This is a genomic window from Priestia sp. FSL W8-0524 (assembly GCF_038005965.1).
Lineage (GTDB): Bacteria > Bacillota > Bacilli > Bacillales > Bacillaceae_H > Priestia > Priestia zanthoxyli.
Genome location: NZ_JBBOUG010000001.1, coordinates 237,693 through 262,627 on the forward strand (window position 1 = coordinate 237,693; position 24,935 = coordinate 262,627).

Below are 24,935 nucleotides of genomic sequence, written 5' to 3' on the forward strand. Positions count from 1 at the left end.
AATGATTTTATTAGGGGGATGTATGGTGGATTTTCTTATTTTCTTGTAATGTTAACCGTGTTTATACAAAGGGGAGGTATTTATATGCAAGCATTTTTAGGAGAAGTAATTGGAACAATGATACTAATTATCCTTGGCGCTGGTGTATGTGCGGGCGTCAATTTAAAAAAATCGTTTGCTGCTAATTCAGGATGGATTGTTATCACAATGGGGTGGGGAATGGCAGTAGCCATGGCAGCATATGCGGTTGGTAATATGAGTGGAGCACACTTAAACCCAGCGCTAACAGTAGCGCTTGCTATTACAGGTGATTTTCCATGGTCGCAAGTACCGATGTACATTTTAGCTCAGTTTATTGGAGCGATTCTTGGTGCAACAGTTGTTTATTTACACTATCTTCCACACTGGAAAGAAACAAAAGATGCTGGTACAAAACTAGGCGTATTTGCAACGGGGCCAGCAATTGCGAACCCATTTGCAAACGTTTTAAGTGAGGCGATTGGAACATTTGTATTAGTAGTAGGAATTTTAGCAATTGGAGCAAATAAATTTACAGATGGATTAAATCCTTTAGTAGTAGGATTTTTAATCGTAAGTATTGGTTTATCATTAGGAGGAACAACAGGGTATGCTATCAACCCTGCTCGTGATTTAGGACCTCGTATTGCTCATGCTATCTTGCCGATACCTGGTAAAGGCAGCTCGAACTGGAAATATGCTTGGGTGCCAGTAGTGGGGCCTCTATTAGGGGGATCAATTGGCGCAGTCTTTTATCAAGCAGCATTCTTAAATAAAATGTCTAACAGCTTATGGATTGTCTTAAGTATTGCAGTGATTGTTTTAGCGGTTATCTACGCGGTTTCTAAACAAAAAGCAGCGCAAATTCAATCAGCAGTAGTACCGAAAAAATGAATGCGCTTTACCATCTAACTATGTACAATAAAGAAACGACACTATACAGAGAATAGGGGATATTGATATGGAAAAATTTATTTTATCTTTAGACCAAGGAACAACGAGCTCACGAGCAATGTTATTTAATAAAAAAGGTGAAGTTGTGCATGTAGCTCAAAAAGAGTTTACGCAGTACTTTCCAAAACCAGGTTGGGTAGAGCATAATGCAAGTGAAATTTGGGGTTCTATCCTTGCTGTTATCGCATCTTGTTTATCTGAGTCAGGCGTTCACGCGGACCAAATTGAAGCAATTGGGATTACGAATCAGCGTGAAACAGCCGTAGTATGGGAAAAAGCAACAGGAAAACCCGTGTATAATGCTATCGTATGGCAGTCTCGTCAAACGTCTGGTATTTGTGAAGAATTAAAGGCAAAAGGATTAAACGATACGTTCCGCGACAAAACGGGGTTATTAATTGACGCATACTTCTCTGGAACGAAAGTAAAGTGGATTTTAGATAACGTAGAAGGTGCACGAGAAAAAGCAGAAAACGGTGAATTGTTATTTGGAACAATTGATACATGGTTAATTTGGAAGTTATCAGGCGGAAAAGCGCATGTAACGGATTACTCAAATGCCTCTCGCACGCTTATGTTCAATATCTACGATTTAAAATGGGATGATGAACTACTAGATATTTTAGGAGTACCAAAATCTATGCTTCCGGAAGTAAAGCCTTCTTCTGAAGTATACGCTCATACCGTAGATTATCATTTCTTTGGTCAAAACATTCCAATTGCTGGAGCAGCAGGGGATCAGCAAGCCGCTTTATTTGGACAAGCGTGCTATGAAAAAGGAATGGCGAAAAACACGTATGGAACAGGTTGCTTCATGTTAATGAATACGGGTGAAAAAGCAGTTAAGTCGGATCACGGTTTGTTAACTACATTAGCATGGGGGATCAACGGCAAAGTAGAATACGCGCTTGAAGGCAGTATTTTTGTAGCAGGATCTGCTATTCAGTGGCTTCGCGACGGTTTGAGAATGTTTAAAAATGCGGCTGAAACTGAAAACTATGCAACACGAGTAGAGTCTACAGACGGCGTATATATTGTGCCAGCTTTCGTAGGACTTGGAACACCTTATTGGGATAGCGATGTACGTGGAGCGATGTTTGGATTAACTCGAGGTACAAAAAAAGAACACTTTATCCGTGCAACGCTTGAATCATTAGCTTATCAAACAAGAGACGTATTAAGCGCGATGGAAGCAGACTCTGGAATTACATTAAAAACATTGCGTGTAGACGGAGGAGCAGTTAAAAATAATTTCTTAATGCAGTTCCAAAGTGATGTGTTAGATGTTCCTGTTGAGCGTCCTCAAGTGAATGAAACAACCGCTCTTGGGGCAGCATATTTAGCGGGTCTTGCGGTCGGCTACTGGAAAGATTGTGATGAAATTGCGCAGCAGTGGAATATGGAAAAATCTTTCGAACCAAATATGGAAGAAGAACAACGTGAAGAATTATATAGCGGCTGGAAAAAAGCCGTACATGCAACAATGGCTTTTAAGTAATTATTTGATGAAAATCCTTTAATTAAAAGCGCATGTATGATATAATGTATCCAAGTTAATAAATTGGTTGGAGAATCGGAGAGACCACAGATCCATATGTAGGCATACTATATATGTGATTTGTGGTCTCTCTTTTTGTATATTGGAAAATTTTGATATCTTTGAAAAATGAAAGGGGAATGACGTATGTTTTCAAGTCAAACACGTTCGAATAAATTGGTAGACATGACACAAAATCAATATGATTTATTAGTAATTGGTGGGGGAATTACTGGGTCAGGTATTGCACTTGATGCGACTCATCGAGGCATGAAAACGGCATTAGTTGAAATGCAGGATTTCGCAGCAGGAACATCTAGTCGTTCAACGAAGCTTGTTCACGGTGGTCTACGCTATTTAAAACAGTTTGAAGTTAAAATGGTAGCCGAAGTTGGTAAAGAACGTGCCATTGTATATGAAAATGGCCCTCATGTAACGACTCCGGAGTGGATGCTGTTACCTTTCCATACGGGTGGAACATTTGGGAAATTCTCAACTTCAATTGGATTGCGCGTATATGATTTCTTAGCAGGAGTAAAACGTGCAGAGCGCCGCAAAATGTTTAGCGCAGAAGAAACGCTTAGACGCGAGCCACTAGTGAAATCTAAAGAGTTAAAAGGCGGCGGTTACTACGTTGAATATAAAACAGATGATGCACGTTTAACGATTGAAGTAGCTAAAGAAGCTGCCGCAAGAGGAGCAGATTTAGTCAATTACACAAAAGTGGAAAACTTCATCTACGATAAAGGAAAAGTAGTAGGGGCTGTTGTTCGCGATCAGCTTACGAATAAAGAATATAATATCTATGCAAAAAAAATCGTCAATGCTGCAGGTCCATGGGTGGACACGCTGCGTGAAAAAGATAATTCAAAAAAAGGCAAGCAGCTTCAATTAACAAAAGGAATTCACTTAGTTATTGATCAAGAGCGCTTTCCGTTAAAACAAGCCATTTACTTTGATACACCTGACGGACGTATGGTATTTGCAATTCCGCGTGATGGAAAAACATACGTAGGCACAACAGACACGGTCTATAAAGAAGACGCTAGACATCCGCGTATGACTGTAAAAGACCGTCAATATGTTATTGATGCGATTAACTATATGTTCCCAACGGTTGATATTACAGTAGACGACGTAGAATCAAGCTGGGCGGGTGTTCGTCCACTTATTCACGAACAAGGAAAAGATCCTTCTGAAATTTCGCGTAAAGATGAAATCTGGACATCAGAATCAGGTTTAATTACAATCGCTGGAGGGAAATTAACTGGGTACCGTAAAATGGCTGAAATTGTCGTAAATCGCGTAGCTGAAGATTTTAAAGCAGAAGGACGCGAATTTGAAAGCTGTCAAACTAAACATTTACCGATTTCTGGAGGTAATGTAGGAGGTTCAGGCGGGTTCCCAACGTTTGTAGAGCAAAAAGTCAAAGAAGGCATCAAACTAGGGTTATCACGTGACGCTGCTGAAAAGCTTGTAAAACGCTATGGCTCAAACGTAGACAAAGTATACCGCTACATGATTGAACGTCCGGATCAGCTAAAAAACAGCGACCTTCCAGCTAGTGTATTTTTGCAAATTCAATATGGCATAGAAGAAGAAATGGTTTCAAAACCAGTGGACTTCTTCATTCGACGTACGGGCGCTTTATTCTTTGATATCAACTGGGTAAGAAGCTGGAAAAAACAAGTGATTGCTCATATGGCCGAAGAGTTAAAGTGGACGCCTGAGCAAACAAAAGCTTATACCGATGAATTAGAACAGCACCTTCATGACGCAGTTGTACCAGTAGATGAAAAAGTTAACCGTATGACAGGTATTTCATGATAAAATAAAAAAGTACCTCAAAATTTGTCAATACAGCCATAATATAATAGCAGGAAGTCAAATTTTGACGAAGAAATATAATATGACTGTTAAAAAAAGAGAAAGACGATTACTCGTTTTTCTCTTTTCATACATATTTACATTTATATAAGGGGGCTTTTTTTTATGAGTTGGAAAGAAACGTATACATCTTGGATTAATCACCCAAATTTAGATCCTGAATTACGTCAAAATTTGGATGCAATCAAAGGTGATGAAAAACAATTAGAAGATAGTTTTTACAAAACATTGGAATTTGGAACAGGCGGAATGCGTGGAGAAATTGGAGCGGGTACAAACCGTATGAATACGTATACAATCCGAAAAGCTTCTGAAGGCTTTGCTGAGTACATTAAACAAGCTGGCGAAGAAGCTATCAAGCAAGGCGTAGTCATTGCATATGATTCTCGCCACAAATCGCCTGAATTTGCGATGGAAGCAGCAAAAACATTAGCAAGTCACGGAATTAAAACGTATGTATTTGAAGAGCTAAGACCAACACCTGAACTTTCATTTGCAGTGCGTGAGTTAAACGCATTTGGAGGTATTGTTATTACAGCGAGCCACAATCCTCCTGAATATAATGGATACAAAGTATATGGTCCAGACGGTGGTCAGCTGCCGCCAAAAGAAGCTGATGAACTAGTTGGCTTTGTAAATGCTGTGGAAAATGAACTTACATTAGCTGTTCAATCTGAAGCGGAGCTAAAAGAAAAAGGTTTTATTGAAATGATTGGTTCAGCGATTGACGAAGCATACAATGAGAAACTAAAAACGATTTTAATTAACCCAGAGCTAGCTTCTGAAACAGGTAAAAACTTAAAGGTAGTTTTTACACCTCTACATGGTACAGCTAATAAGCCAGTTCGCAACGCGCTTCAATCCATCGGTTACGAAAATGTTACGGTTATTGAAGAACAAGAACTTCCTGATCCGAATTTTTCGACGGTTAAATCTCCGAATCCTGAAGAGCCGGCTGCATTTGAATATGCTGTTCGTAAAGGAAAAGAAATTGATGCAGATCTCTTAATCGCAACGGATCCAGATGCAGACCGTTTAGGAATTGCTGTCAAAGATCCAAGCGGCGAATATGCGTTATTAACAGGAAATCAAACCGGTGCTTTATTGCTTCACTATTTGCTTTCTCAAAAGAAAGAAAAAGGCGTGCTGCCTGCTAATGGCGTTGTGTTAAAAACGATTGTAACGTCAGAAATCGGCGCACAAATTGCTCGTTCATTTGGATTGCAAGTTGTTGACACTCTAACAGGTTTTAAATTTATCGGTGAAAAAATTAAGCAATATGAGCAAACGGGCGAGTATACATTCCAATTCGGTTATGAAGAAAGCTACGGCTATTTAATTGGTGACTTTGCTCGTGACAAAGACGCTGTACAAGCAGCCATTCTAGCGGTAGAAGCTTGTGCTTATTATAAAAAGCAGGGCATGACGCTATATGAAGCGCTTCAGCAAGTGTTTACTAAATATGGTTTCTATCGTGAAGGTCTGAAATCTTTAACGCTTAAAGGAAAAGAAGGATCTGAGCAAATTCAGCATATTTTGGCTACATTTAGAAATGAGCCTCCTACTGACATTGCAAGGTTAAATGTTTCGGTTGTAGAGGATTATACATTAAGTGAGCGCCAGCATATTAAAGCAGGAAAAGTAGAAGAGATTACATTACCAAAATCAAATGTATTAAAATATATCTTAGAGGACGGTTCTTGGTTCTGCCTTCGTCCGTCTGGTACAGAGCCAAAGGTGAAGTTCTATTTTGGCGTTGTGTCAGAAGATGAAGCAACGAGCATTGCCCATTTAGAAGCTGTACAAACAGCTGTAATGGGTGAAGTGGAGCGTGTACTAGATAAAGTGAAAACGGTATAAAAATAAAGCCTGCTCAAACTTGAGCAGGCTTCTTTTATGATACTTTATTTGATTGCGTATTTGACAAATATGAAGAAGATCGTAGAGCTTTATAAATTCTCGGAGCAAGCATAGCCCCAAGAACAGTGAAAATAAGATCCTTTACAGCAAACCACGACATAATCTTCCAAGCAGCTGCATATGTCATTGCAGGAGCTTCAAGCCAGTAGTTAACCGCTATATACATATACGTAGTACCAATTAAATAAATAACGGCAATACCAACCAGCGATGAAATTAAAAAGATAGAAAAAGTCGGCTTGCCGCGCATTTCCATAATTTTTCCTGTGATAAATGCAGCGACAATATAAGAAAGCAAAAAGCCGCCGGTGCTTCCAAATAAAATACCAATTCCTGCTTTAAATTGAGCAAATACCGGAGCGCCGGCAATGCCAATTAATACATATACAATCATCGAAATAGAACCCATTCGGCTCCCAAGTAAAAGTCCTGCTAATATAACAAAAAAAGGCTGAAGCGAAAGAGGCACGCCGCCTACTTGTAAAAAAGGTGCCCAAGAAGTAATGTTTGCACCAATAGCCATAAGAGCTGCAAACATACCGGCTAATGTTAAATCTAATGTGCGAAACCTTTTAGTATTCATATATGTTCCTCCCAGTATGTACTGAAATATCTTAGCGTATGTACTGAAGATTGTACGTCGAATTCGCTTTTATGTCAACGATAAAAATAAATATGTTTACATATATTTATTTGATGTTTTTTGAAATGAAATATGCATATTTTTAATGCAACATAAAAAAATAAAGAAGGGAATTCATCCCTTCTTTGTCCAAGTGTGTGTATCAAAAATACTAGTACAATGATTCTTCCAGAAGCTCCGGGTTGTGCTCCGAATATTCCGTTGCATGATCAATGTAGCGTAGTAAAGAATAAAGCTCTTCTTGAATGATGCGGTAGTTTCGTTCAAAATTGTAGGCGTGCAAAAAATGTTCAATCTTTTTTGAAAGAAAATCGTCGTCTGTTCGAACCATTAAAATTAATAAGTTATCCCATTGTGAACGGTGTGTGTAATATAAAGCTCGATCATAATCAATTACATCCATTAATAACGTTCCTCCTTTTGAGGAGTTGAAATTAGTGTATGATATTTGCGGGAATTCTTACGCTGTAAATGTTGGGCAAAAGACCAGTGCATAATTAAAAGAGGTTGTAGTCATTATGTAAGAAGAATAAACGTACAGCACCGGATAAATGATAAGAAAGGCAAAGAATAACGAAGCGTAACAGTTACATTACATCCATTATTTAAGACAACTAAATAAAAATCCCCTTTTCTTGAAAAAATAAAGCTTCTTTTTGATGAAAACACATGAATTGACATGTTTGTACATAGATTGAAGTAAGGAGTGAAAGGGGGAGCTGTCGTGAAAGAAGCAGATTATAAGCAATTATACCGTGCGATTGATGAAATTACGGAAATAGCTAGCGGTTTCGGTTTGGATTTTTATCCGATGCGCTATGAAATTTGCCCGGCAGATATTATTTATACGTTTGGTGCATATGGGATGCCAACTCGTTTTTCACATTGGAGCTTTGGAAAACAATTTTACAAAATGAAATTACACTACGATCTTGGATTGAGTAAAATTTATGAATTAGTTATCAATTCAGATCCTTGTTATGCATTTTTATTGGATTCCAATGCGCTTATTCAGAATAAATTAATTGTAGCTCACGTGTTAGCTCACTGTGACTTCTTTAAAAATAACAGCCGTTTTGCCAACACTAAACGGGATATGGTAGAAAGTATGGCAGCGACCGCTGATCGAATTAAAGAATACGAAGTAAAGCACGGTAAGCGTGAAGTAGAAAAGTTTTTGGATGCTGTCTTATCGATTCAGGAACATATTGATCCGTCTCTTATGCGTGCCAAGCTTTCTTGGAGCATAGATGATGTAGAATCATCGGAAGAAGAAATCACTTCTCCTTATGATGATTTATGGAATTTGGATTATAAAGAAAAGAAAAAACCAAAACCTCCAAAGTCTTTTAAAAAATTTCCGCCTCAGCCTGAAAAAGACATCTTATTATTTATTGAAGAATACAGTCCTTATTTAGAGGATTGGCAGCGGGATATTTTAACGATGATGCGAGAAGAAATGCTTTATTTCTGGCCGCAGCTTGAAACAAAAATTATGAATGAAGGCTGGGCTTCTTTCTGGCATCAACGCATTATTCGAGAAATGGACTTAACGAGTGATGAAGCGATAGAATTCGCGAAGCTAAATGCAGGGGTTGTGCAGCCGTCCAAGACGGGAATCAATCCATATTATTTGGGATTAAAAATCTTCGAAGACATTGAAGAACGCTACAATAATCCAACCGAAGATATGATTCGCCGGGGCGTCGAGCCCGGGTCAGGAAGAGAGAAGATGTTTGAGGTACGTGAGGTTGAATCAGATATTTCCTTTATCCGCAATTACTTAACAAAAGATTTAGTTATGCGGGAGGATATGTACTTATTCCAAAAACAAGGAAAAGACTATAAAATCGTCGATAAAGAGTGGACAGAAGTTAGAGATCAGCTTGTTAATATGCGCGTAAACGGAGGATTTCCTTACATCACAGTAACCAATGGAGACTATTTAAAAAATGGAGAGCTCTATTTAAAACACTGGTATGAAGGAATTGAATTAGATGTTAAATACTTAGAAAAAGTGGTACCTTATGTTCATCAGCTTTGGGGCCGACCGGTTCATTTAGAAACGATGATGGAAGGCAAGCCAATTGCCTTCACGTATGATGGGAAAACAGTGCATCGAAAACATTTATAAAAAGGAGACCGCTTAAATAGCGGTCTTTTTGTGCTTCTGTAACTTGTTATCCGTATAAATTGAAAAAATAAAATGAGTATGTGATAATTAAATGAGAATTATTTTCAATTAGAAAGGAAGATAAGATGTTTGTTGTAAACGCAAGTTTTGAAACGGAAAAGAAATTTGAAGAACGGCTCAAGCAAAAAGCTAAGAAAAACAAAACAGAAATTGAGGAAGCCAAAGGAAATTTATCGTTCGAATGCTGGAAAAAAGATTCCGCGGATAAAGTCGAATATATCTTTGTATCCAAGTGGGAAGAAAAACAGTTCTTTCAAGCTTGGATTTCAAGAGAAGAACATGTGAATGAACATAAAGAAGCGAATAAAAAGAAAACGAAAGCATTTTCTGAAGCTATGGAAATCAAGAAAACGCTGCGTTTTTATGAGGCGGTAGAAGAAGACATTCTTTCCTAAAAAAGCACGCTTGACTTTCATAAATGTTGTAACTATAATGATTACAACAAAATAGGAGTGAGAGTAATGAAAATTAGCAGTCGATTCACCGTGGCCGTTCACATACTGTCTTTAATTAAAGTAGATAGCAGTCATCCTAGTACTTCAGAGTGGATTGCTAGCAGTGTAAATACAAATCCTGTTGTTATAAGACGAGTAATTGGGATGTTAAAGAAAGCTGGACTTGTGGGCGTAAAAGCCGGAGCTGGCGGAGCTTATCTATTGAAAGATTTAGAAGAGATAACGTTGTTAGACGTTTATCGAGCGGTAGCGGCTGTGGAAGAAGGAGAATTGTTTCAAATGCATGAAAATCCGAATGTGGAGTGTCCTGTAGGAGCCAATATTCAAAGTGTCCTTGAATTGATTTTAAAACGTTCTCAAGATGCCATGGAACAAGTCTTAGCCGATGTGACGATGAAAGAATTAGTGACGGATTTAATAGCAAAAATAGATGCATAATAACATGCGTCTGTTCGTAAAAAAACGGAGAAACCCAGGTTTCTCCGTTTTTTTATAGCTTCACAATTGTTCGTCCTCGAGCTTGTCCTTTTAATAAAGTAGGAAGAACCTGAGGGAGATCTTGTAAAGAAACTTCCTGCTGAATGAAAGGTTCGAAGCTTTCAGGTTTAAAGTCATTAGCGAGTCTATTCCAAATCTCTTTTCGAGTAGGCATTGGACAGTAAACAGAATCGATGCCGAGTAAATTAATCCCTCTCAAAATGAAGGGAAAGACCGTTGTTGGCACTTTGCCTCCAGCTGTTAGCCCGCTGACCGCTACAGAGCCTCCGTACTGAATTTGACTGAGGACAGAAGCTAGGGGCTCTCCACCCACAGGATCCACCGCAGCGGCCCATTTTTGCTTGCCTAATGCTTTTAATTTGCCGTTATAAACGTCTTCACGCGCTACAATAGAGGAAGCGCCAAGCTCTTTCAAATAAGCTGCTTCCGAGCTTTTTCCTGTACTTGCTTCCACTGTGTAGCCTAATTTTGAAAGAATGGCAACCGCAAAGCTTCCTACACCTCCCGTAGCCCCTGTTACAAGCACAGAGCCGTTAGATGGACTAGTATGGTTTTCCTCTAAGCGATGCACAGATAAAGCAGCTGTAAAGCCAGCTGTTCCGATAATCATTGCTTCTTTTAACGTCAAATTTTCAGGAAGAGGGACAATCCATTCGCTGCGTAAGCGCGCATACTCACTGTAGCCTCCAAAGTGTGATACGCCAATGTCATAGCTTGTTGCGATGACACGATCACCTTCTTTAAAATCAGGGCTGTCAGAAGATACAACGATTCCTGCTAGGTCAATACCTGGAACAAACGGATAGCTTGTCACAATATTGCCGTTTGCGATGCTGGCTAAGCTATCTTTATAATTCACCCCTGAATAATGAACGCGAATAAGTACATCGCCTTCTGGCAAATCGTTTAGCGTCAGTTCTTGGACAGACGCCTCCACTTGTTCTTCACCTGTTTTATCTACTACTAATGCTGAAAATGATTGCTTCATTTTATTTCTCCTTTCTATACTGAGATGTATATGCCTATACATAGATTACCTTATTTCTATACCCATTATAGAAAATAGTAAAAGAAGTTCATAATACTTTGATTACCAAAGAGGCCATTTCATTATAAAATAGCGGTATAGCTATTACGTAGCGATACATAGAAAAGAGGAGAAGAGACATGAGCACAAACATATATTTTAACCATGACGCAGGGATTGATGATTTAGTATCCCTTTTTTTACTGCTGCAAATGGATGATGTAAAGGTAACGGGGGTATCTGTCATTCCTGCTGACGGATACTTAGAGCCAGGTATCAGCGCAAGCCAAAAAATTATTGATCGTTTTGGAAGTTATGATATCGAGGTAGCCAAATCTACTTCACGTGGTATGAACCCATTTCCAAAAGAATGGCGCATGCATACGTTTTATGTAGATGCACTGCCGATTTTAAATGAAAAAGGGAAAGTGCAAACAAAAATAAGTCAGCTGCCTGCTCATGATCATTTAATTGAAACATTGCAGCACACAGACGGAAAAACGACTTTATTATTTACAGGACCGCTAACTGATTTGGCAAGAGCACTTGAAAAAGCGCCGGAAATAGAAGAGAAAATTGATAAGTTAGTGTGGATGGGCGGTACATTTCAAGAAGTAGGAAATGTGCAGGAGCCTGAACATGATGGAACGGCGGAATGGAATGCTTTTTGGGATCCAGAAGCAGTAGCAACAGTATGGGAAAGCAGCATTAAAATTGAGATGGTTGCTTTAGAAAGCACGAATCAAGTTCCATTAACTCCGGCTATTCGCCAAATGTGGGCTTCACTTCGCAGGTATGAAGGAGTAGACTTTGTAGGGCAGTGCTACGCGGCTTGCCCGCCGCTTGTGCATGTTGAAACCAATTCGACTTATTATTTGTGGGATGTACTCACAACAGCATTTACAGGGAATTCAACACTTGTGAAGGTAAAAACCGTTTCGAGTATTGTGTATACGGAAACACCAAGACAAGGAAGAACAGAAATTTCTGAAGAGGGGCGACCTGTAGACGTCGTGTATGACGTCACAGCTGAAGCATTCTTTACGTACATTACAGAGTTAATGAAAAAAGCAGTAGCCAAATAAAGAAAAAGGTTGCACGTGAAAATGTGCAACCTTTTTAATGAATCATATTCAAGAATTGACGTGTTCGCTCTTGTTGAGGATTTGAAAATATTTGATCCGGTGTACCTCTTTCCATAATGACACCTTGATCCATAAAAATAACTTCATCTGCTACTTCGCGGGCAAAGCGCATTTCATGAGTTACCACAACCATCGTCATTCCTTCTTTCGCCAGGTCTTTCATGGCCTGAAGAACGTCTCCTACAAGCTCAGGATCAAGAGCTGAAGTAGGCTCATCAAACAGCATAACTTTTGGGTCCATCGCCATTGCTCGAGCGATGCCGACACGCTGTTGTTGTCCGCCTGATAGTTGGAAAGGATAAAAGTCAAGCTTATCTCCTAAACCAACTCGTGTTAATAATTCTTTCCCTCTTTTTTCTGCTTCTTGAGTAGAAATGCCTTTTACAATTACAGGACCTTCCATAACATTTTCAAGCGCAGTTTTATGAGGAAACAAGTTATAGTTTTGAAAGACCATACCTGTTAGGCTTCGAAATGAAGTAATGTCTTTTTTACGAACAGGTTTGGTAAAATTCATGCTTTTTTTATCAAGTTCAATTGTACCGTCTGTTGGGATTTCTAACAGATTTAAGCAACGTAAAAAAGTAGTTTTACCCGATCCAGAAGGGCCGATTAATACAATTACTTTGCCCTGTTCAACTTCCAAATCAATCCCTTTTAATACTTGCAAATCACCGAATGATTTATGCAAATTTTTGATATTAATCATATAAAAAACTCCTTTAGCTACTTGAAACGGTTATTTAGACACGTAACGATCTAGTCTTATTTCAATACGTCCTTGGATAATGGATAAGATTGTACACATAACCCAGTACAAGAGCGCTGCTTCACTATAAAGAAGTAAAAACTCATAGTTAGTTGAAGCGATTTCTTGAGCTTGACGGAACATTTCAGAAACAAGAATAAGCGATGCAAGTGACGTGTCTTTAATAAGACTAATAAAAGAGTTAGATAATGGCGGAATCGATACACGTGCTGCTTGCGGTAAGATAATCCGTCTTAACGCTTGGGAATAGGTCATACCGAGTGAGTAGCCAGCTTCCCACTGTCCTTTAGGAATAGATTGAATCGCTGCTCGGATAATTTCAGATGCATACGCACCTACACTTAATGAAAATCCAATAACAGCAGAGATGAATGGATCAATTGTTATATCTAAGTTAGGTAATCCGTAGAAAATGATAAATAATTGCACAAGCAAAGGCGTTCCACGAATAATTGACACATATACACGTGCAATTATGTTTAATATCTTACTTGAAGACAAGCGAGCAAGTGCTGTTAAAACAGCTAACACAATGCCTATGGCAAAGCTTATTAATGTTAGTGGAATAGAATATTGAATAGCTCCCTTTAGCATTGGTAAGAGAGATGATTGAGCGATTGAAATCAATTGATTCAATCGCTCTCCATCAGGAAAAATATTATTTAGGAGAAACATCTTCGCCAAACCATTTCTTAGAAATTTTTGCGTATGTTCCGTCTTTTTTCATATCTTTCAATGCTTTGTTTACTTTATCCACTAACTTACCGCTGTCTTTTCTAAACATAAAGCCGCTTGCAGCACCATCGGATTTTTCATCCGCGATTTTGATAGGTGCGTTAGGGTGCTTTTTCTTATAGTCAAGGAACGATAATTTATCGTTGATTGTAGCATCAACACGGTTTGCGCTCATTAGTTCTACTGCTTGAGCAAAACCTTCAGCACTCGTAATGTTTGCACCATAAGATTGAGCCATGTCTTTGTAGTTACTTGTTAATGACTGTGCTGATTTTTTTCCTTTTAAATCTTTAAATGATTTGATATCTTTTTCGTCTTTACGAACAATTAATACGGCGCCTGACTGGATGTATGGGTCAGAGAAATCGTATTTCTTTTGACGATCTTCACGAATACCCACTTCATTAGCAATCATGTCAAAGCGTTTAGCATCTAATCCGGCAAACATGCCATCCCACTGTGTTTCTTTGAACTCAGCTTTTACGCCAAGACGTTTAGCTACTTCTTGAGCCAATTCTACATCAAACCCAGTTAGCTTTTGTTTGTCATCATGAAAAGTGAACGGAGGGTATGTACCTTCAGTTCCAATTGTTAATACGCCATCTTTTTTCACTTTATTATATAAATCCTCTTGTGAAGATTTATTGTCTCCATTGTTTGCTTCATTTTTTGAGCTAGAACCGCATGCGGCAAGCACAACTGTGAAAGCTAATAGTAGCGACAAAAGTGCAGCAAATTTCTTCATTTTCTAAACCCCCTAGTATTCTGATAGGAAATGATACTCTGTGATACTAAACAAGAACACAGCAAAAGTCAACAAAAAAAACTTATACGATTAATGTGACTTAAAATAAGGGAAATATACCTTCTATACACGGTTTGTCATAAGGATACAGAAAGATTTTAAAATTTGGATTAAGTGGATTTTTAAGGGATATTTGAGGAGTAAAAAGGAAGTTTCATGCGACGATTTTCTCTTTCATTTTTTCATGACTTTTGGTGCAATAAACATATAGTTAAATGTTAAGGTAGAAATAAATTCCTTATGGTACACTTAAAGAAGAATTTATGAAACGGAGCGATATGATGAAAGCCATAAACTTAATCTCAATTGCCTTTGGTGCTATCGCTGGTACATATGCGCGTTATTTGCTAAATCTTTCCTTATTATATACGGGCTATCCAATAGGAACGGTAATTGAAAACCTATTAGGAAGCTTCATACTAGGCCTATTAACAGGATTTTTTGCGTGGAAAAAGCCAAAAGAATGGATAAAGCTTGGACTAGGAGTTGGCGTGTGCGGCGGTTTTACAACGTATTCAACCTTTGCAGGAGACGTCATTTCTCTCACTCAGCACCATTTATTTTGGGGAGCCATTTATGTCATTGTCTCTTTAGTAGGTGGAATCCTTCTTGCTTTAGCAGGCTATCTATGCGGTGAAGCGGCAGGGAAAAATTTAGTGAAAGTACATGAGGTGAAGTAAATGAGCATAGTGAGCTTGGCACTTGGCGGGGCAGCTGGAGGAATATGCCGTTATCTTTTGGGTTTAAAAGTTACAAAAACAGTTTCAAACCCTCCTTTTCCAGTCTCAATGCTGTTTGTAAACTTGCTCGGTGCGTTTGGGCTTGGTCTTTTTTACGGTAGTTATTATGGAAAGGTTCCGAGTCATGCTTATGATGATTCAATATTTTTAATGATTGGCATTGGGTTTTTTGGTGCCTTTACCACTTTTTCAACGTTTAGTGTGGAAACCGTACAGTTAATTCGGGAAAAATCTTATCGGAAAATGTTGGCGTACGTGGGGATTTCAGCATTTGGAACAGTTGGTTTATTTACAGTCGGTTTACTGGCAGGAACGTTTTTATTATAAGTAAAGAGAACGTTTCTAGTAGGGAAAAACAAAAAGACGGAGAAGTAGAGAATGGATAGAAAAGCAGAAGTTTGGAAATACATTTTGTTGATTGTAGCTGTTGCAGGTCAGATCATTGGTTTTTTATTTTTATTTATAAATGTTGTGGCGGCATTTATTTTTTACGGTTTTTATATTCTAACTTTTATTATGTTACTCCTGCTGTTTATATGGGATCGGAAAAAGGAAAAAGACAAAGAAGAATTTGACGACTATACCGATTACTAACTATATAAAAAGCAGAATGATTCGGTGCGCCGGGCCTCTTAGTAAAGAAGCTTAAAAGATACATCTATAAAAGGAAGAGAGCCGTAAGAGCATAAAGAGATATTGTATTTACATTTAGTTGTGTTATAATTTTAAGTGCAAAAACAAAATCAATAAATAGCAATCACTAGGGGAGCTTTTTGAAGCTGAGACGGATGTATTTCGGACCCTTTGAACCTGATCTGGTTTGGACCAGCGTAGGGAAGTGGCGATCATGTTTACATAACGATGCATGCTAACCACTCTACGTTGTAGAGTGGTTTTTTGTATGTAATAAAGCCCTCTGCACAAGATGAAGTGATTGAAATTTCTCTTTATTCTGAATGGAAAGGTTTCGATCATGTGGATATTCCTAAATTTCATGTCATTACAACAGATAAGCAGCCAATCGAAGAGCTTCAAAAAATTTTAACGGCTATCGCGCCTTTTGCGGGCGCCATTCATATTAGAGAAAAAAAGAAAACGGCAAAGCAGATTCAATGTTTACTAGAAAGCCTACCATTTTGTCGCTCTAAAATTATTGTGAATGACCGAGTTGATGTAGCGCATGCTTTAAAAGCAAAAGGTGTACAGCTTGCCTATCATAGTTTAGACGTTTCGTTTGTTATAGACGCATTTCCTTCTCTTATTGTTGGAAAGTCAGTTCACTCTGTGGAAGAGGCTTTAGAAGCTGAAAAAGATGGTGCTCACTACATTTTATACGGACATATTTATTCAACACATTCAAAAAAAGAATTAAAAAGTCGAGGGATAGCGGCACTAAAAGAAGTAGTAGACGCTGTGCAGATACCGGTTATTGCCATTGGAGGAATTACACCTGTAAATGCCAAAGAGGTACTTCAAACAGGAGCACACGGTATAGCCGTGATGTCTGGTGTCATGCTTGCGCAAGATCCCCTGAAAGCGATTAAACAATATTCTCATATATGGACATCTGGAGGTGGAGAAAATGAAGCAGCATTATGATGTACTGTTAATCGGAGGAGGTATAATCAGCTCTTCTATCGCTTATCATTTGTCAAAACAAGGAGCGTCAGTAGCTATTCTTGAACGCAATCAAGTTGGTTGTGAAGCTTCAAGTGCAGCCGCTGGTATTTTAGGTGCTCAAGCTGAAATTGATGAAGAAGGTCCTCTTTTAGACCTTGCTATTAAGAGCAGAAGCATGTTTCCTGAACTGGTGAAGGAACTAAAAGAAAAAACGGCTATCGACGTAGAGCTCATTCAAAAAGGCTTATTAAAAGTCGCTGGAACAGAAGAAGATGCACACGTATTAAAGAAAAAAGCCGCTCAGCACCACCGGTGGGACAAAGATGTAAGATGGATCGATGTAAAAGAAGCGCGTTTGTTAGAACCCGGGCTCTCTCCAGACATATACGGAGCCATTACAATACCGGGAGACGGCCAGCTAGCTCCGGATAAGTTAACACAAGCTCTTGCTCATGGAGCCTTGTATCACGGAGCAGATGTATTCGAATACTGTGACGTTCACTCTCTTATTATGGAAAATGAAACAGTAAAAGGGGTACAGACGTCCAAAGGCTCTTTTTATGGAGAAAAAGTAGTGATTGCAGCAGGCTCATGGGCTAAACGCTTTATTTCTTCTGAACATTTAGGCGAGGTGTTTCCTGTAAAAGGAGAGTGTATTGCTCTGCAAAGTCATAAGCCCCTGCTTTCTAAAACGATTTTTTTAGATGAAGGTTTTTACTTAGTCCCTAAGACTGGTGGAAGAATCGTAATCGGGGCAACTAAGCTGCAGCATGATTTTACTAAGACCGTTTCTGCACAAGGTATTCAATTTTTGCTGAATAAAGCTTCTGCGCTTCTGCCGGCCATTAAAGAAGCCACATTTGAAAAAGCATGGGCTGGTCTTCGTCCACAAACGAATGATGGCTGGCCTTATTTAGGAGAGCACCCTGAAATAGCGAATCTGCACATGGCTTTTGGCCACTACCGAAACGGTATTTTATTAAGCGCTGCAACTGGAAAAATTATGGCTGATGCTTTGTTAGGGAAAAAGCCAAATCATTCATTCTTTACATCATTTCAGCTAACGAGAGCAATGGAGGGAGTTCATTGAATCTAATTATTAACGGTAAGACCGTCACTGTCGGAGATGAAATTGAAACGGTCGAGCACTTGCTGCAGGCTCAGAGTCTGCATGAGCGAGTTGTAATTGTTGAATTAAACAAGAATATTTTGCAAAAAGAAGAACATAGCGATGCATGCTTAAAAGATGGAGATACATTAGAAGTTGTTTCATTTGTTGGAGGAGGATGAAGAGTATGTTAAAAATTGGACAATATACATTTAATTCACGTTTATTATTAGGAACAGGGAAATTTCCGGACTTTACGACTCAGCGTCAAGCGGTAGAAGAGTCGGAAACAGAAATTTTAACATTTGCTGTTAGACGAATGGATATTTTTGATCAAAATCAGCCTAATTTATTAGAAGCACTTGATGTGAAGCGTTTCACTCTTTTGCCTAACACTGCTGGAGCAAAAAATGCAGAAGAGGCCGTACGTATTGCTAAATTAGCAAAGGCTTCTGGACTTTGTGACATGGTGAAAGTAGAAGTAATTGGATGTGATAAGACGCTGCTTCCTGATCCAGTTGAAACATTAAAAGCTAGTGAAGAACTGTTAAAAGAGGGCTTTACCGTTTTACCTTACACATCAGATGATGTTTTACTTGCGCGTCGTTTAGAGGAGTTAGGCGTACATGCCATTATGCCAGGAGCGTCGCCTATCGGTTCAGGTCAAGGTATTATTAATCCGTTGAACATGCGTTTTATCATTGAACAATCAACCGTTCCAGTAATTGTAGATGCAGGTATTGGAACGGCTTCAGACGCAGCTCAAGCTATGGAGCTAGGAGCAGATGGTGTGTTATTAAATACAGCTGTTTCAGGAGCAAAAGATCCTGTGAAAATGGCTCGTGCTATGAAGCTAGCGATTGAGGCAGGAAGAGCAGCATTTGAAGCAGGACGTATTGAAAAGAAACAATATGCAACGGCAAGCAGTCCAACAGAAGGGATGAGTATCGGTTGATTAATCGTTATTCCCGCCAAGAATTGTTTCAACCTATTGGAAAAGGCGGACAGCAGCAAATTCAAGAAAAGCATGTTCTGATTGTAGGAGCAGGTGCTCTTGGAACAGGGAACGCCGAGGCCCTTGCACGAGCGGGAGTAAAGAAAATAACGCTCATTGACCGCGATTATGTAGAGTGGAGCAACCTTCAGCGTCAGCAATTGTATAGTGAAAAAGATGCTGATAAAAGAATCCCAAAAGCAGTTGCCGCTAAAAAAAGGCTTCACGATATTAATCATGATGTAAAAGTAGAAGCCCACGTAGCGGACGGTACCCCTCAAGTTTTAGAACAGCTTGTTGAGGGGGTAGATGTTATGATTGATGCAACCGATAATTTTGACACACGCCTTGTAATGAATGATTTATCACAAAAATATGATATTCCTTGGATTTACGGAGCATGTGTAGGAAGTTACGGAATTAGTTATACTATCATACCAAGTGAAACACCGTGTTTATCCTGTTTGCTTGAATCTGTACCGCTTGGAGGGTTAACATGTGATACAGTGGGGATTATTAGTCCTGCTGTACAAATGGTAGTCGCTCATCAAGTAACAGAGGTGTTAAAAATATTAGTTGGAGACTGGAATGCGCTCAGGAGGGAACTTGTTTCGTTTGACGTATGGAAAAATGAGTATACGAGCATCAATGTGAACGTATTTCGCAAATCTGCTTGCCGCTCATGCGGCAGTGAACAAACGTATCCCTTTTTACAATATGAAAATCAAACGAAAACAGCTGTGCTATGCGGAAGAAACACGGTACAAATCCGTCCGGGCAAATCAGCCAAGCAGCCGCTGCAGTCTTTAGGTGAACGATTAAAAGAAAAAGGATATAAAATTGAACAAAATCCGTATCTGCTTTCTTTTTATGTAGATGATTACCGTTTAGTGATGTTTCAAGACGGGCGCGTCTTTGTCCATGGAACAAACGATATAGTAGAAGCAAAGTCACTTTATCATCGGTATATTGGGTAAGAAAGAGATGGAGGTTTCAAGCATGACAGTACCAAAAGCATTAACCATTGCTGGATCAGACAGCGGTGGAGGAGCAGGCATTCAAGCAGATTTAAAAACATTTCAAGAGCGTGACGTTTTTGGCATGTCTGTTATTACAGCTGTGACTGCACAAAATACAGTTGGCGTTCAAGGAGTTTATCCTTTAGAAGTAGAAGCAGTTGAAACGCAGTTAGATTCAATTGCGACTGACTTATTTCCTAATGCAGTGAAGACAGGTATGTTGTTCAGTGCTGATATTATTTACGCAGTGGCTCGTAAAATCAAACAGCACGGACTGCAAAATGTTGTAGTTGATCCCGTTATGATTGCAAAAGGCGGTCAATCTCTTCTTCAAAGAGAAGCTATACAGGCTCTAAAAGAATTATTGCCTCTTTGTGAAGTCATTACGCCGAACATACCGGAGGCGGAAGTCATCACGGGGAAAGAAATTCACACGATTGAAGACAGAAAAGAAGCGGCAAAACAGATGCATGAGCTAGGTGTAAAGCACGTGGTAATTAAAGGCGGACATGATCAATCTCATCAAGATATGATTGATCTAGTGTATGATGGTCATACGTACGTTGAAATCAAGCATGAAAAGATGAATACAAAGCATACACACGGGACGGGATGCACGTTTGCTGCTTGCGTCACGGCTGAACTAGCGAAAGGCAAAAGCGTAGTTGAAGCAGTTCAAACCGCTTCGGATTTTGTTCACTATGCGATTAAGCATACGCTTGAACTTGGTTCGGGACACGGTCCTACTAATCATTGGGCGTATAGAAAATACTTTCGTTCAAACATATAAAAAAACGTGCCTACAATCTAGGCACGTTTTTTATGAAGAAGGAATATGTGTCGGAATCTCTCCATCGATGCCTAAATAATAATGTCTAATGGGCTTTAAATTATCATCAAGCTCATAAACAAGCGGTACGCTTGTGGGAATATTCAAGTTCGCAATGCCATCAGGTGAAATGTTATCCAAATACTGCATCAGAGCTCTGATCGTATTACCGTGAGCGGAAATAATAACCTTTTTGCCAGCTTTAATAGAAGGAGCAATAGTTTTGTTCCAATATTCTAGAACCCGCTTTTCTGTATCGGCTAAGTTTTCCGTTACAGGAAATTGTCCCTTGGCTAATTCCTTATACTTAGGGTTGGAAGCTTCATAGCGAATATCTGTTGTCTCTAAAGCAGGAGGGCGTTCGTCCATCGACCTTCTCCACAAATGCACCTGCTCTTCTCCAAATTTTTTTGCGGTTTCTTCTTTGTTCAAACCTTGAAGAGCCCCGTAGTGTCGTTCATTCAGTCTCCAAGATTTATATACAGGAATCCACATGAAGTCCATTTGATGTAAGACAATCCATAGAGTACGAATGGATCGTTTTAAAACAGAAGTATAGGCGATATCAAAAGCATATTCGTTTTTCTTTAGCACTTTTCCGGCTTCTCGCGCTTCTTGCAATCCATTTTTAGAAAGGTCTACATCCGTCCAGCCTGTAAATTTATTTTCAAGGTTCCATACGCTTTGTCCATGCCTAATCAACACAAGTTTTATCATCATGTTCTCCTTTCAACAATGACTAAGGACTCTATTCTTTTTTATTATGAGAAGGAAAGTGTTTTTTATCCTAAAGCCGGGGAAAGGAGTTTTTAACATTTAGAAAAAGTGATGCTGAAAAGTAAAGCTTTAACTTTTTTACGCATATGATAAAAATAAAAAAGGGAAGGGAAGATAGTGGATGAGTGACCAAGAACGTCAGATTCAAGCGCTGCACGGCCAGATTGAAGATTTAAAAGAAGAAATGTATCAGATGAAGCTTGATATTAGCACATTAGAGAAAGAAAAAGGAAAGCCTGTTTTGACACCGGCTCTCGTTGGTCAAATAGGAGGTTTTGTTCTAGGTGGATTAGCTATAATTGGTATTTTTTGGATGTAGAACTTTTCGTTTTGAAAACGAAAAGTTCTCCTGATTTTTCAATAAGCAATTCCAACGCGGCATTTTGGGAATTTTTGAGCCCATATTTCATGGTAGGTAAAGTGAGCGGTATCTCCCGTTGAAATTTTAACGGCATCTGCTGGCAAAATATCTTTTTCCACTCGGTATGTGCCTGTTACTTCACCATCAGGCAAGTAGGTTGGGCATATAACGGTCCAGTTTAGGTCACTTTCCTTCAAGTGTAAGTATCCTTTTAAATGATCTTCTGCTGCTCCGGTCGTTTTACGCTTTGATTCATTTGATTGAAAACGATACTTTTCCGGTTCCGTTCGTGACTGTAAAATACCTGCAGTTCCGATAGTAAGAATACGATGAACGCCGTAATGCTTCATGCTGTTTATAATAAGCGGAATACTTTTTGAAATGGTCTCTGCACCATCTGTATTTAACGCGCTGACTACGATATCTTGGTGCTTGAGGGCAAAGCTGATATTTTCTTGATCAAGGACATCGCCTTGTAAGATATGTAGGTTTGGATGACTAATCTTTAGCTTATTGCGGTCTCTAACAAGTACCGTAACGTCGTTTTCATCTTTTAGCATCATTTTTAATAAAGACTGTCCAACTCGTCCTGTTGAGCCTAATAGTAAAATTTTCATTGGTTGCACCCCTCTATAAAAGATAGTATCTATTCTTTAGAATATACAATTTGTATACTTATTCATAATAAAAAGCATGCGTAGCATAAAGTAATACAAAGTTGATGAAGAAAATATTCAACATCAAAAAAATTTGATATGATAAAAAGACAGAAAAATCAAAAAATAGGAGAGTGAATGTCTTTTGGGAGACTTGCCTCTGAATCAAATGATGATATTAGTCGTTTTGCTTATGTTATCAGCTTTCTTTTCATCTGCTGAGACAGCCTTTTCAAGCGTAAATAAAATTCGTTTAAAACATTACGCTGAGAAAAAATATCGAGGAAGTAAAAAAGCGCTGCATATTGCTGAACACTTTGAGCAGACGCTATCGACAATTTTAGTAGGAAATGTTGTCGTAAACATTGCTGCGTCCTCTTTGGCAGCTAAAATTGCCCTCGATGTGTTTAAAGGAAACCTAGCACTTGTGATTAGTATCATCGTTATGACCATCATCATTTTGATTTTTGGTGAAGTCTTACCGAAATCGTTAGCGAAAGAGCATGCCGAATCTTTTGCGCTGATGATTTCTTCCTTGTTATTTCTTATTATTAAATTATTAACCCCGATTTCCTTCTTATTTTTACAGGTGAGAAAAGGAGCTTCTCACTTGTTAGCGTCTGCTCCCACACCAACGATCACAGAAGATGAAATTAAAGTGATGGTAGATTTAAGCGAAGAAGAAGGAACGATTAATAATATTGAAAAAGAGCTAGTTCATCGTTCACTCAATTTTAATGACATTGTGGTGGGGCAAATTTTAAAACCTAGAATAGATGTCACAGCAGTTGACGTAAATGCTGATATTGATTCGGTTTGTCAAATGTTTCTTGAAGAGAGATATTCGAGAGTCCCTGTATACGAAGATCATATTGATAACATTATTGGCATTTTATCAGAAAGAGAATTTTTAACCTGTTTAGTCCAAAGAAAAGAGATTTTTATTCGTGATTTGTTGAGACAACCTATTTTTGTAGTAGAATCCATGAAAATATCTGTACTATTGCCAGAGCTTCAAAAAAGTAAGGTGCACATGGCAATTGTAGTTGATGAGTTTGGTGGAACGGCCGGTCTTGTGACCTTAGAGGATATATTAGAAGAAATTGTGGGAGAGATTTGGGATGAACATGATGAAGCTGTTAAGTATGTACATCAGATAGGGGAAAAGGAGTACGAATTTAACGCAGACATCCCTATTGATGAATTTTTAACCTATGTAGCAGTTAGTTCTCCTGACAGTACGTGCCATACCTTAGGGGGATGGATATATGAGCAGTTTGATTATATTCCTGCTAAAGGAGACTTTTTCTCATATGAAGAGATATTGTTTACCATTAAGGAAGTAGAAAATCGACGCATTCGCAAAGTTTCTGTAAAATCATTTGCGAATAAGAATGAGGAAGCTGATTAAAAGAAATTAGAAAGCGCTCCAAGAGATCTTGGAGCGCTAAAGCCATAATATGAAATTAGTTAATATTAGTACTTGCCGCCTAAGTTTTGCTCAGCTAATTGTACTAAACGTTTTGTGATTTCGCCACCAACAGATCCGTTCGCACGAGCTGTTGCATCTGGTCCTAAGTTTACACCAAACTCACTAGCGATTTCGAACTTCATTTGATCGATAGCAGCTTGAGCACCAGGCGCTACTAACTTGTTTGATGAATTTCTGTTTGATGCGTTTTGATAATTTGCCATGTGTATTCATCTCCTCGTTAGATAAAATAGATTTAATGGTTGAGTTAGCTGGAGTTGAACCAGCCGAGCAGATGCATCGATTAGATCTGCTTGCCTACCGCGGCGTAACTCAATGTTTGCGAGCTGTTGTGCTCGGTTGTTACTAGTATTATGGCGAAAGAGAAAAAAACATATACATAGAATTTTATTGGTAATTTATAGAAATTTTTGTGTGGAGTTTGATAAAGAGTAAGAGAGTTTTATTCCGTGCATATTATAGGTACATATTGATCAGGTAAAGCGAGGTGTGCGGATGTCGATTTGTTCTTTATGTAATGGGTTTAGTGATGTACAAATGACGTGCAAAGCATGTGGAGAAGTGCTAGGGGATATGGGAAAAGTCAGCGATTATTTTGATGATTACAGTGCTTACATGGAAATCGATCAGTTAAAAGTAGAAAATGGGTATCCTAGTGATTTAGCAAATCACCAATGTATTCATCTCTTTTACTGCTCTACTTGTCACAGTGAGGAATTGAAGCAAATACAGGAATAAAAAAAGACCCCTAA

At 38.8% G+C, this 24,935-nt stretch carries 29 protein-coding genes and 1 riboswitch; of the genes, 20 read left to right on the plus strand and 9 right to left on the minus strand.

The window, feature by feature from the left end:
- Window positions 1–84: 84 nt before the first annotated feature.
- From NST66_RS01210 to NST66_RS01225, 4 genes are all read left to right on the plus strand, one after another.
- Window positions 85–912 carry an MIP/aquaporin family protein gene (locus tag NST66_RS01210; RefSeq protein WP_033580666.1) on the plus strand — a complete coding sequence of 276 codons (828 nt, stop codon included), beginning with the start codon at window positions 85–87 and terminating at the stop codon, window positions 910–912.
- A 67-nt stretch (window positions 913–979) separates the two neighbouring features.
- Window positions 980–2,470, plus strand: coding sequence for a glycerol kinase GlpK (glpK, locus tag NST66_RS01215; protein ID WP_033580665.1), 1,491 nt, complete (start codon window positions 980–982; stop codon window positions 2,468–2,470).
- A gap of 186 nt (window positions 2,471–2,656) precedes the next feature.
- Window positions 2,657–4,336 (plus strand): glycerol-3-phosphate dehydrogenase/oxidase, encoded by a 1,680-nt coding sequence (locus tag NST66_RS01220; RefSeq protein ID WP_034268068.1) that lies wholly within the window; start codon window positions 2,657–2,659, stop codon window positions 4,334–4,336.
- A gap of 165 nt (window positions 4,337–4,501) precedes the next feature.
- Window positions 4,502–6,256, plus strand: coding sequence for a phospho-sugar mutase (locus NST66_RS01225; RefSeq protein ID WP_340843030.1), 1,755 nt, complete (start codon window positions 4,502–4,504; stop codon window positions 6,254–6,256).
- A gap of 34 nt (window positions 6,257–6,290) precedes the next feature.
- Here the strand turns inward: NST66_RS01225 and NST66_RS01230 are convergent, their stop codons facing one another.
- Both NST66_RS01230 and NST66_RS01235 read right to left on the minus strand, forming a co-directional pair.
- Window positions 6,291–6,899, minus strand: a complete 609-nt coding sequence (locus NST66_RS01230) for a biotin transporter BioY (protein WP_014461709.1) — start codon at window positions 6,897–6,899, stop codon at window positions 6,291–6,293.
- A gap of 211 nt (window positions 6,900–7,110) precedes the next feature.
- Window positions 7,111–7,362, minus strand: coding sequence for a YhdB family protein (locus NST66_RS01235; protein ID WP_013055267.1), 252 nt, complete (start codon window positions 7,360–7,362; stop codon window positions 7,111–7,113).
- A 321-nt stretch (window positions 7,363–7,683) separates the two neighbouring features.
- On the opposite strand from NST66_RS01235, the gene NST66_RS01240 reads away from it, so the two are divergent.
- From NST66_RS01240 to NST66_RS01250, 3 genes are all read left to right on the plus strand, one after another.
- Window positions 7,684–9,093, plus strand: a complete 1,410-nt coding sequence (locus NST66_RS01240) for a SpoVR family protein (RefSeq protein ID WP_033580662.1) — start codon at window positions 7,684–7,686, stop codon at window positions 9,091–9,093.
- Between the two features lie 125 nt (window positions 9,094–9,218).
- Entirely contained in the window at window positions 9,219–9,548 is a 330-nt protein-coding gene (locus NST66_RS01245) for an antibiotic biosynthesis monooxygenase family protein (RefSeq protein WP_033580661.1), read from the plus strand.
- Between the two features lie 66 nt (window positions 9,549–9,614).
- Window positions 9,615–10,046 carry an Rrf2 family transcriptional regulator gene (locus NST66_RS01250; RefSeq protein ID WP_013081642.1) on the plus strand — a complete coding sequence of 144 codons (432 nt, stop codon included), beginning with the start codon at window positions 9,615–9,617 and terminating at the stop codon, window positions 10,044–10,046.
- Between the two features lie 52 nt (window positions 10,047–10,098).
- On the opposite strand, the gene NST66_RS01255 is transcribed toward NST66_RS01250, so the two are convergent.
- Complete coding sequence (locus NST66_RS01255; RefSeq protein ID WP_028412585.1) at window positions 10,099–11,094, minus strand: NADPH:quinone oxidoreductase family protein; 996 nt, start codon at window positions 11,092–11,094, stop codon at window positions 10,099–10,101.
- A gap of 179 nt (window positions 11,095–11,273) precedes the next feature.
- On the opposite strand from NST66_RS01255, the gene NST66_RS01260 reads away from it, so the two are divergent.
- Window positions 11,274–12,218: a nucleoside hydrolase gene (locus tag NST66_RS01260; protein ID WP_033580660.1), complete on the plus strand. Its 945-nt coding sequence runs from the start codon at window positions 11,274–11,276 to the stop codon at window positions 12,216–12,218.
- A gap of 34 nt (window positions 12,219–12,252) precedes the next feature.
- On the opposite strand, the gene NST66_RS01265 is transcribed toward NST66_RS01260, so the two are convergent.
- From NST66_RS01265 to NST66_RS01275, 3 genes are read right to left on the minus strand one after another with little or no spacing between them, the layout of a single operon-like run.
- On the minus strand, window positions 12,253–12,987 hold the full coding sequence (locus tag NST66_RS01265) for an amino acid ABC transporter ATP-binding protein (RefSeq protein WP_034268049.1): 735 nt from the start codon (window positions 12,985–12,987) through the stop codon (window positions 12,253–12,255).
- A gap of 30 nt (window positions 12,988–13,017) precedes the next feature.
- On the minus strand, window positions 13,018–13,722 hold the full coding sequence (locus NST66_RS01270) for an amino acid ABC transporter permease (RefSeq protein ID WP_034268046.1): 705 nt from the start codon (window positions 13,720–13,722) through the stop codon (window positions 13,018–13,020).
- Window positions 13,706–14,527 (minus strand): amino acid ABC transporter substrate-binding protein, encoded by an 822-nt coding sequence (locus NST66_RS01275; protein WP_034268043.1) that lies wholly within the window; start codon window positions 14,525–14,527, stop codon window positions 13,706–13,708. Before NST66_RS01275 ends, NST66_RS01270 begins: the two co-directional genes overlap by 17 nt.
- Window positions 14,528–14,868: 341 nt before the next feature.
- Between NST66_RS01275 and NST66_RS01280 the strand changes: the two genes are divergently transcribed.
- The 9 genes from NST66_RS01280 (at window position 14,869) to thiD (ending at window position 20,858) form a co-directional block, all read left to right on the plus strand.
- Window positions 14,869–15,267 carry a fluoride efflux transporter FluC gene (locus tag NST66_RS01280; RefSeq protein ID WP_028412581.1) on the plus strand — a complete coding sequence of 133 codons (399 nt, stop codon included), beginning with the start codon at window positions 14,869–14,871 and terminating at the stop codon, window positions 15,265–15,267.
- The gene (gene crcB / locus NST66_RS01285) at window positions 15,268–15,654 is read left to right on the plus strand and encodes a fluoride efflux transporter CrcB (protein WP_028412580.1); all 387 of its coding nucleotides are present in this window, start codon (window positions 15,268–15,270) and stop codon (window positions 15,652–15,654) included.
- 51 nt (window positions 15,655–15,705) lie between these two features.
- The gene (locus tag NST66_RS01290) at window positions 15,706–15,921 is read left to right on the plus strand and encodes a hypothetical protein (protein ID WP_013055279.1); all 216 of its coding nucleotides are present in this window, start codon (window positions 15,706–15,708) and stop codon (window positions 15,919–15,921) included.
- Window positions 15,922–16,079: 158 nt separating this feature from the next.
- Window positions 16,080–16,181, plus strand: a riboswitch (TPP riboswitch).
- A 121-nt stretch (window positions 16,182–16,302) separates the two neighbouring features.
- Window positions 16,303–16,926, plus strand: a complete 624-nt coding sequence (locus NST66_RS01295) for a thiamine phosphate synthase (protein ID WP_028412579.1) — start codon at window positions 16,303–16,305, stop codon at window positions 16,924–16,926.
- Window positions 16,910–18,037 (plus strand): glycine oxidase ThiO, encoded by a 1,128-nt coding sequence (gene thiO, locus NST66_RS01300; protein ID WP_340843031.1) that lies wholly within the window; start codon window positions 16,910–16,912, stop codon window positions 18,035–18,037. Before NST66_RS01295 ends, thiO begins: the two co-directional genes overlap by 17 nt.
- Window positions 18,034–18,237: a sulfur carrier protein ThiS gene (thiS, locus tag NST66_RS01305; protein WP_028412577.1), complete on the plus strand. Its 204-nt coding sequence runs from the start codon at window positions 18,034–18,036 to the stop codon at window positions 18,235–18,237. The genes thiO and thiS overlap by 4 nt, the downstream gene beginning before the upstream one ends.
- A gap of 5 nt (window positions 18,238–18,242) precedes the next feature.
- On the plus strand, window positions 18,243–19,010 hold the full coding sequence (locus tag NST66_RS01310; RefSeq protein WP_013055283.1) for a thiazole synthase: 768 nt from the start codon (window positions 18,243–18,245) through the stop codon (window positions 19,008–19,010).
- Window positions 19,007–20,026 carry a thiazole biosynthesis adenylyltransferase ThiF gene (locus NST66_RS01315; RefSeq protein ID WP_028412576.1) on the plus strand — a complete coding sequence of 340 codons (1,020 nt, stop codon included), beginning with the start codon at window positions 19,007–19,009 and terminating at the stop codon, window positions 20,024–20,026. The genes NST66_RS01310 and NST66_RS01315 overlap by 4 nt, the downstream gene beginning before the upstream one ends.
- 22 nt (window positions 20,027–20,048) lie before the next feature.
- Entirely contained in the window at window positions 20,049–20,858 is an 810-nt protein-coding gene (thiD, locus tag NST66_RS01320; RefSeq protein WP_028412575.1) for a bifunctional hydroxymethylpyrimidine kinase/phosphomethylpyrimidine kinase, read from the plus strand.
- A gap of 30 nt (window positions 20,859–20,888) precedes the next feature.
- Here the strand turns inward: thiD and gpmA are convergent, their stop codons facing one another.
- Window positions 20,889–21,614 carry a 2,3-diphosphoglycerate-dependent phosphoglycerate mutase gene (gpmA, locus tag NST66_RS01325; RefSeq protein ID WP_028412574.1) on the minus strand — a complete coding sequence of 242 codons (726 nt, stop codon included), beginning with the start codon at window positions 21,612–21,614 and terminating at the stop codon, window positions 20,889–20,891.
- A 181-nt stretch (window positions 21,615–21,795) separates the two neighbouring features.
- Between gpmA and NST66_RS01330 the strand changes: the two genes are divergently transcribed.
- Window positions 21,796–21,993 carry a hypothetical protein gene (locus tag NST66_RS01330; RefSeq protein ID WP_016762958.1) on the plus strand — a complete coding sequence of 66 codons (198 nt, stop codon included), beginning with the start codon at window positions 21,796–21,798 and terminating at the stop codon, window positions 21,991–21,993.
- 38 nt (window positions 21,994–22,031) lie between these two features.
- On the opposite strand, the gene NST66_RS01335 is transcribed toward NST66_RS01330, so the two are convergent.
- A complete protein-coding gene (locus NST66_RS01335; RefSeq protein ID WP_049162840.1) occupies window positions 22,032–22,652 on the minus strand; it encodes an NAD(P)-dependent oxidoreductase in 621 nt (206 codons plus the stop codon).
- Between the two features lie 184 nt (window positions 22,653–22,836).
- Here NST66_RS01335 and NST66_RS01340 point away from each other — a divergent pair, with 184 nt between their 5' ends.
- A complete protein-coding gene (locus tag NST66_RS01340) occupies window positions 22,837–24,102 on the plus strand; it encodes a hemolysin family protein (RefSeq protein WP_340843032.1) in 1,266 nt (421 codons plus the stop codon).
- A 65-nt stretch (window positions 24,103–24,167) separates the two neighbouring features.
- On the opposite strand, the gene NST66_RS01345 is transcribed toward NST66_RS01340, so the two are convergent.
- On the minus strand, window positions 24,168–24,386 hold the full coding sequence (locus NST66_RS01345; RefSeq protein ID WP_013055290.1) for an alpha/beta-type small acid-soluble spore protein: 219 nt from the start codon (window positions 24,384–24,386) through the stop codon (window positions 24,168–24,170).
- Window positions 24,387–24,678: 292 nt separating this feature from the next.
- Here NST66_RS01345 and NST66_RS01350 point away from each other — a divergent pair, with 292 nt between their 5' ends.
- Window positions 24,679–24,921, plus strand: a complete 243-nt coding sequence (locus NST66_RS01350) for a hypothetical protein (RefSeq protein ID WP_034268022.1) — start codon at window positions 24,679–24,681, stop codon at window positions 24,919–24,921.
- Window positions 24,922–24,935: the final 14 nt, after the last annotated feature.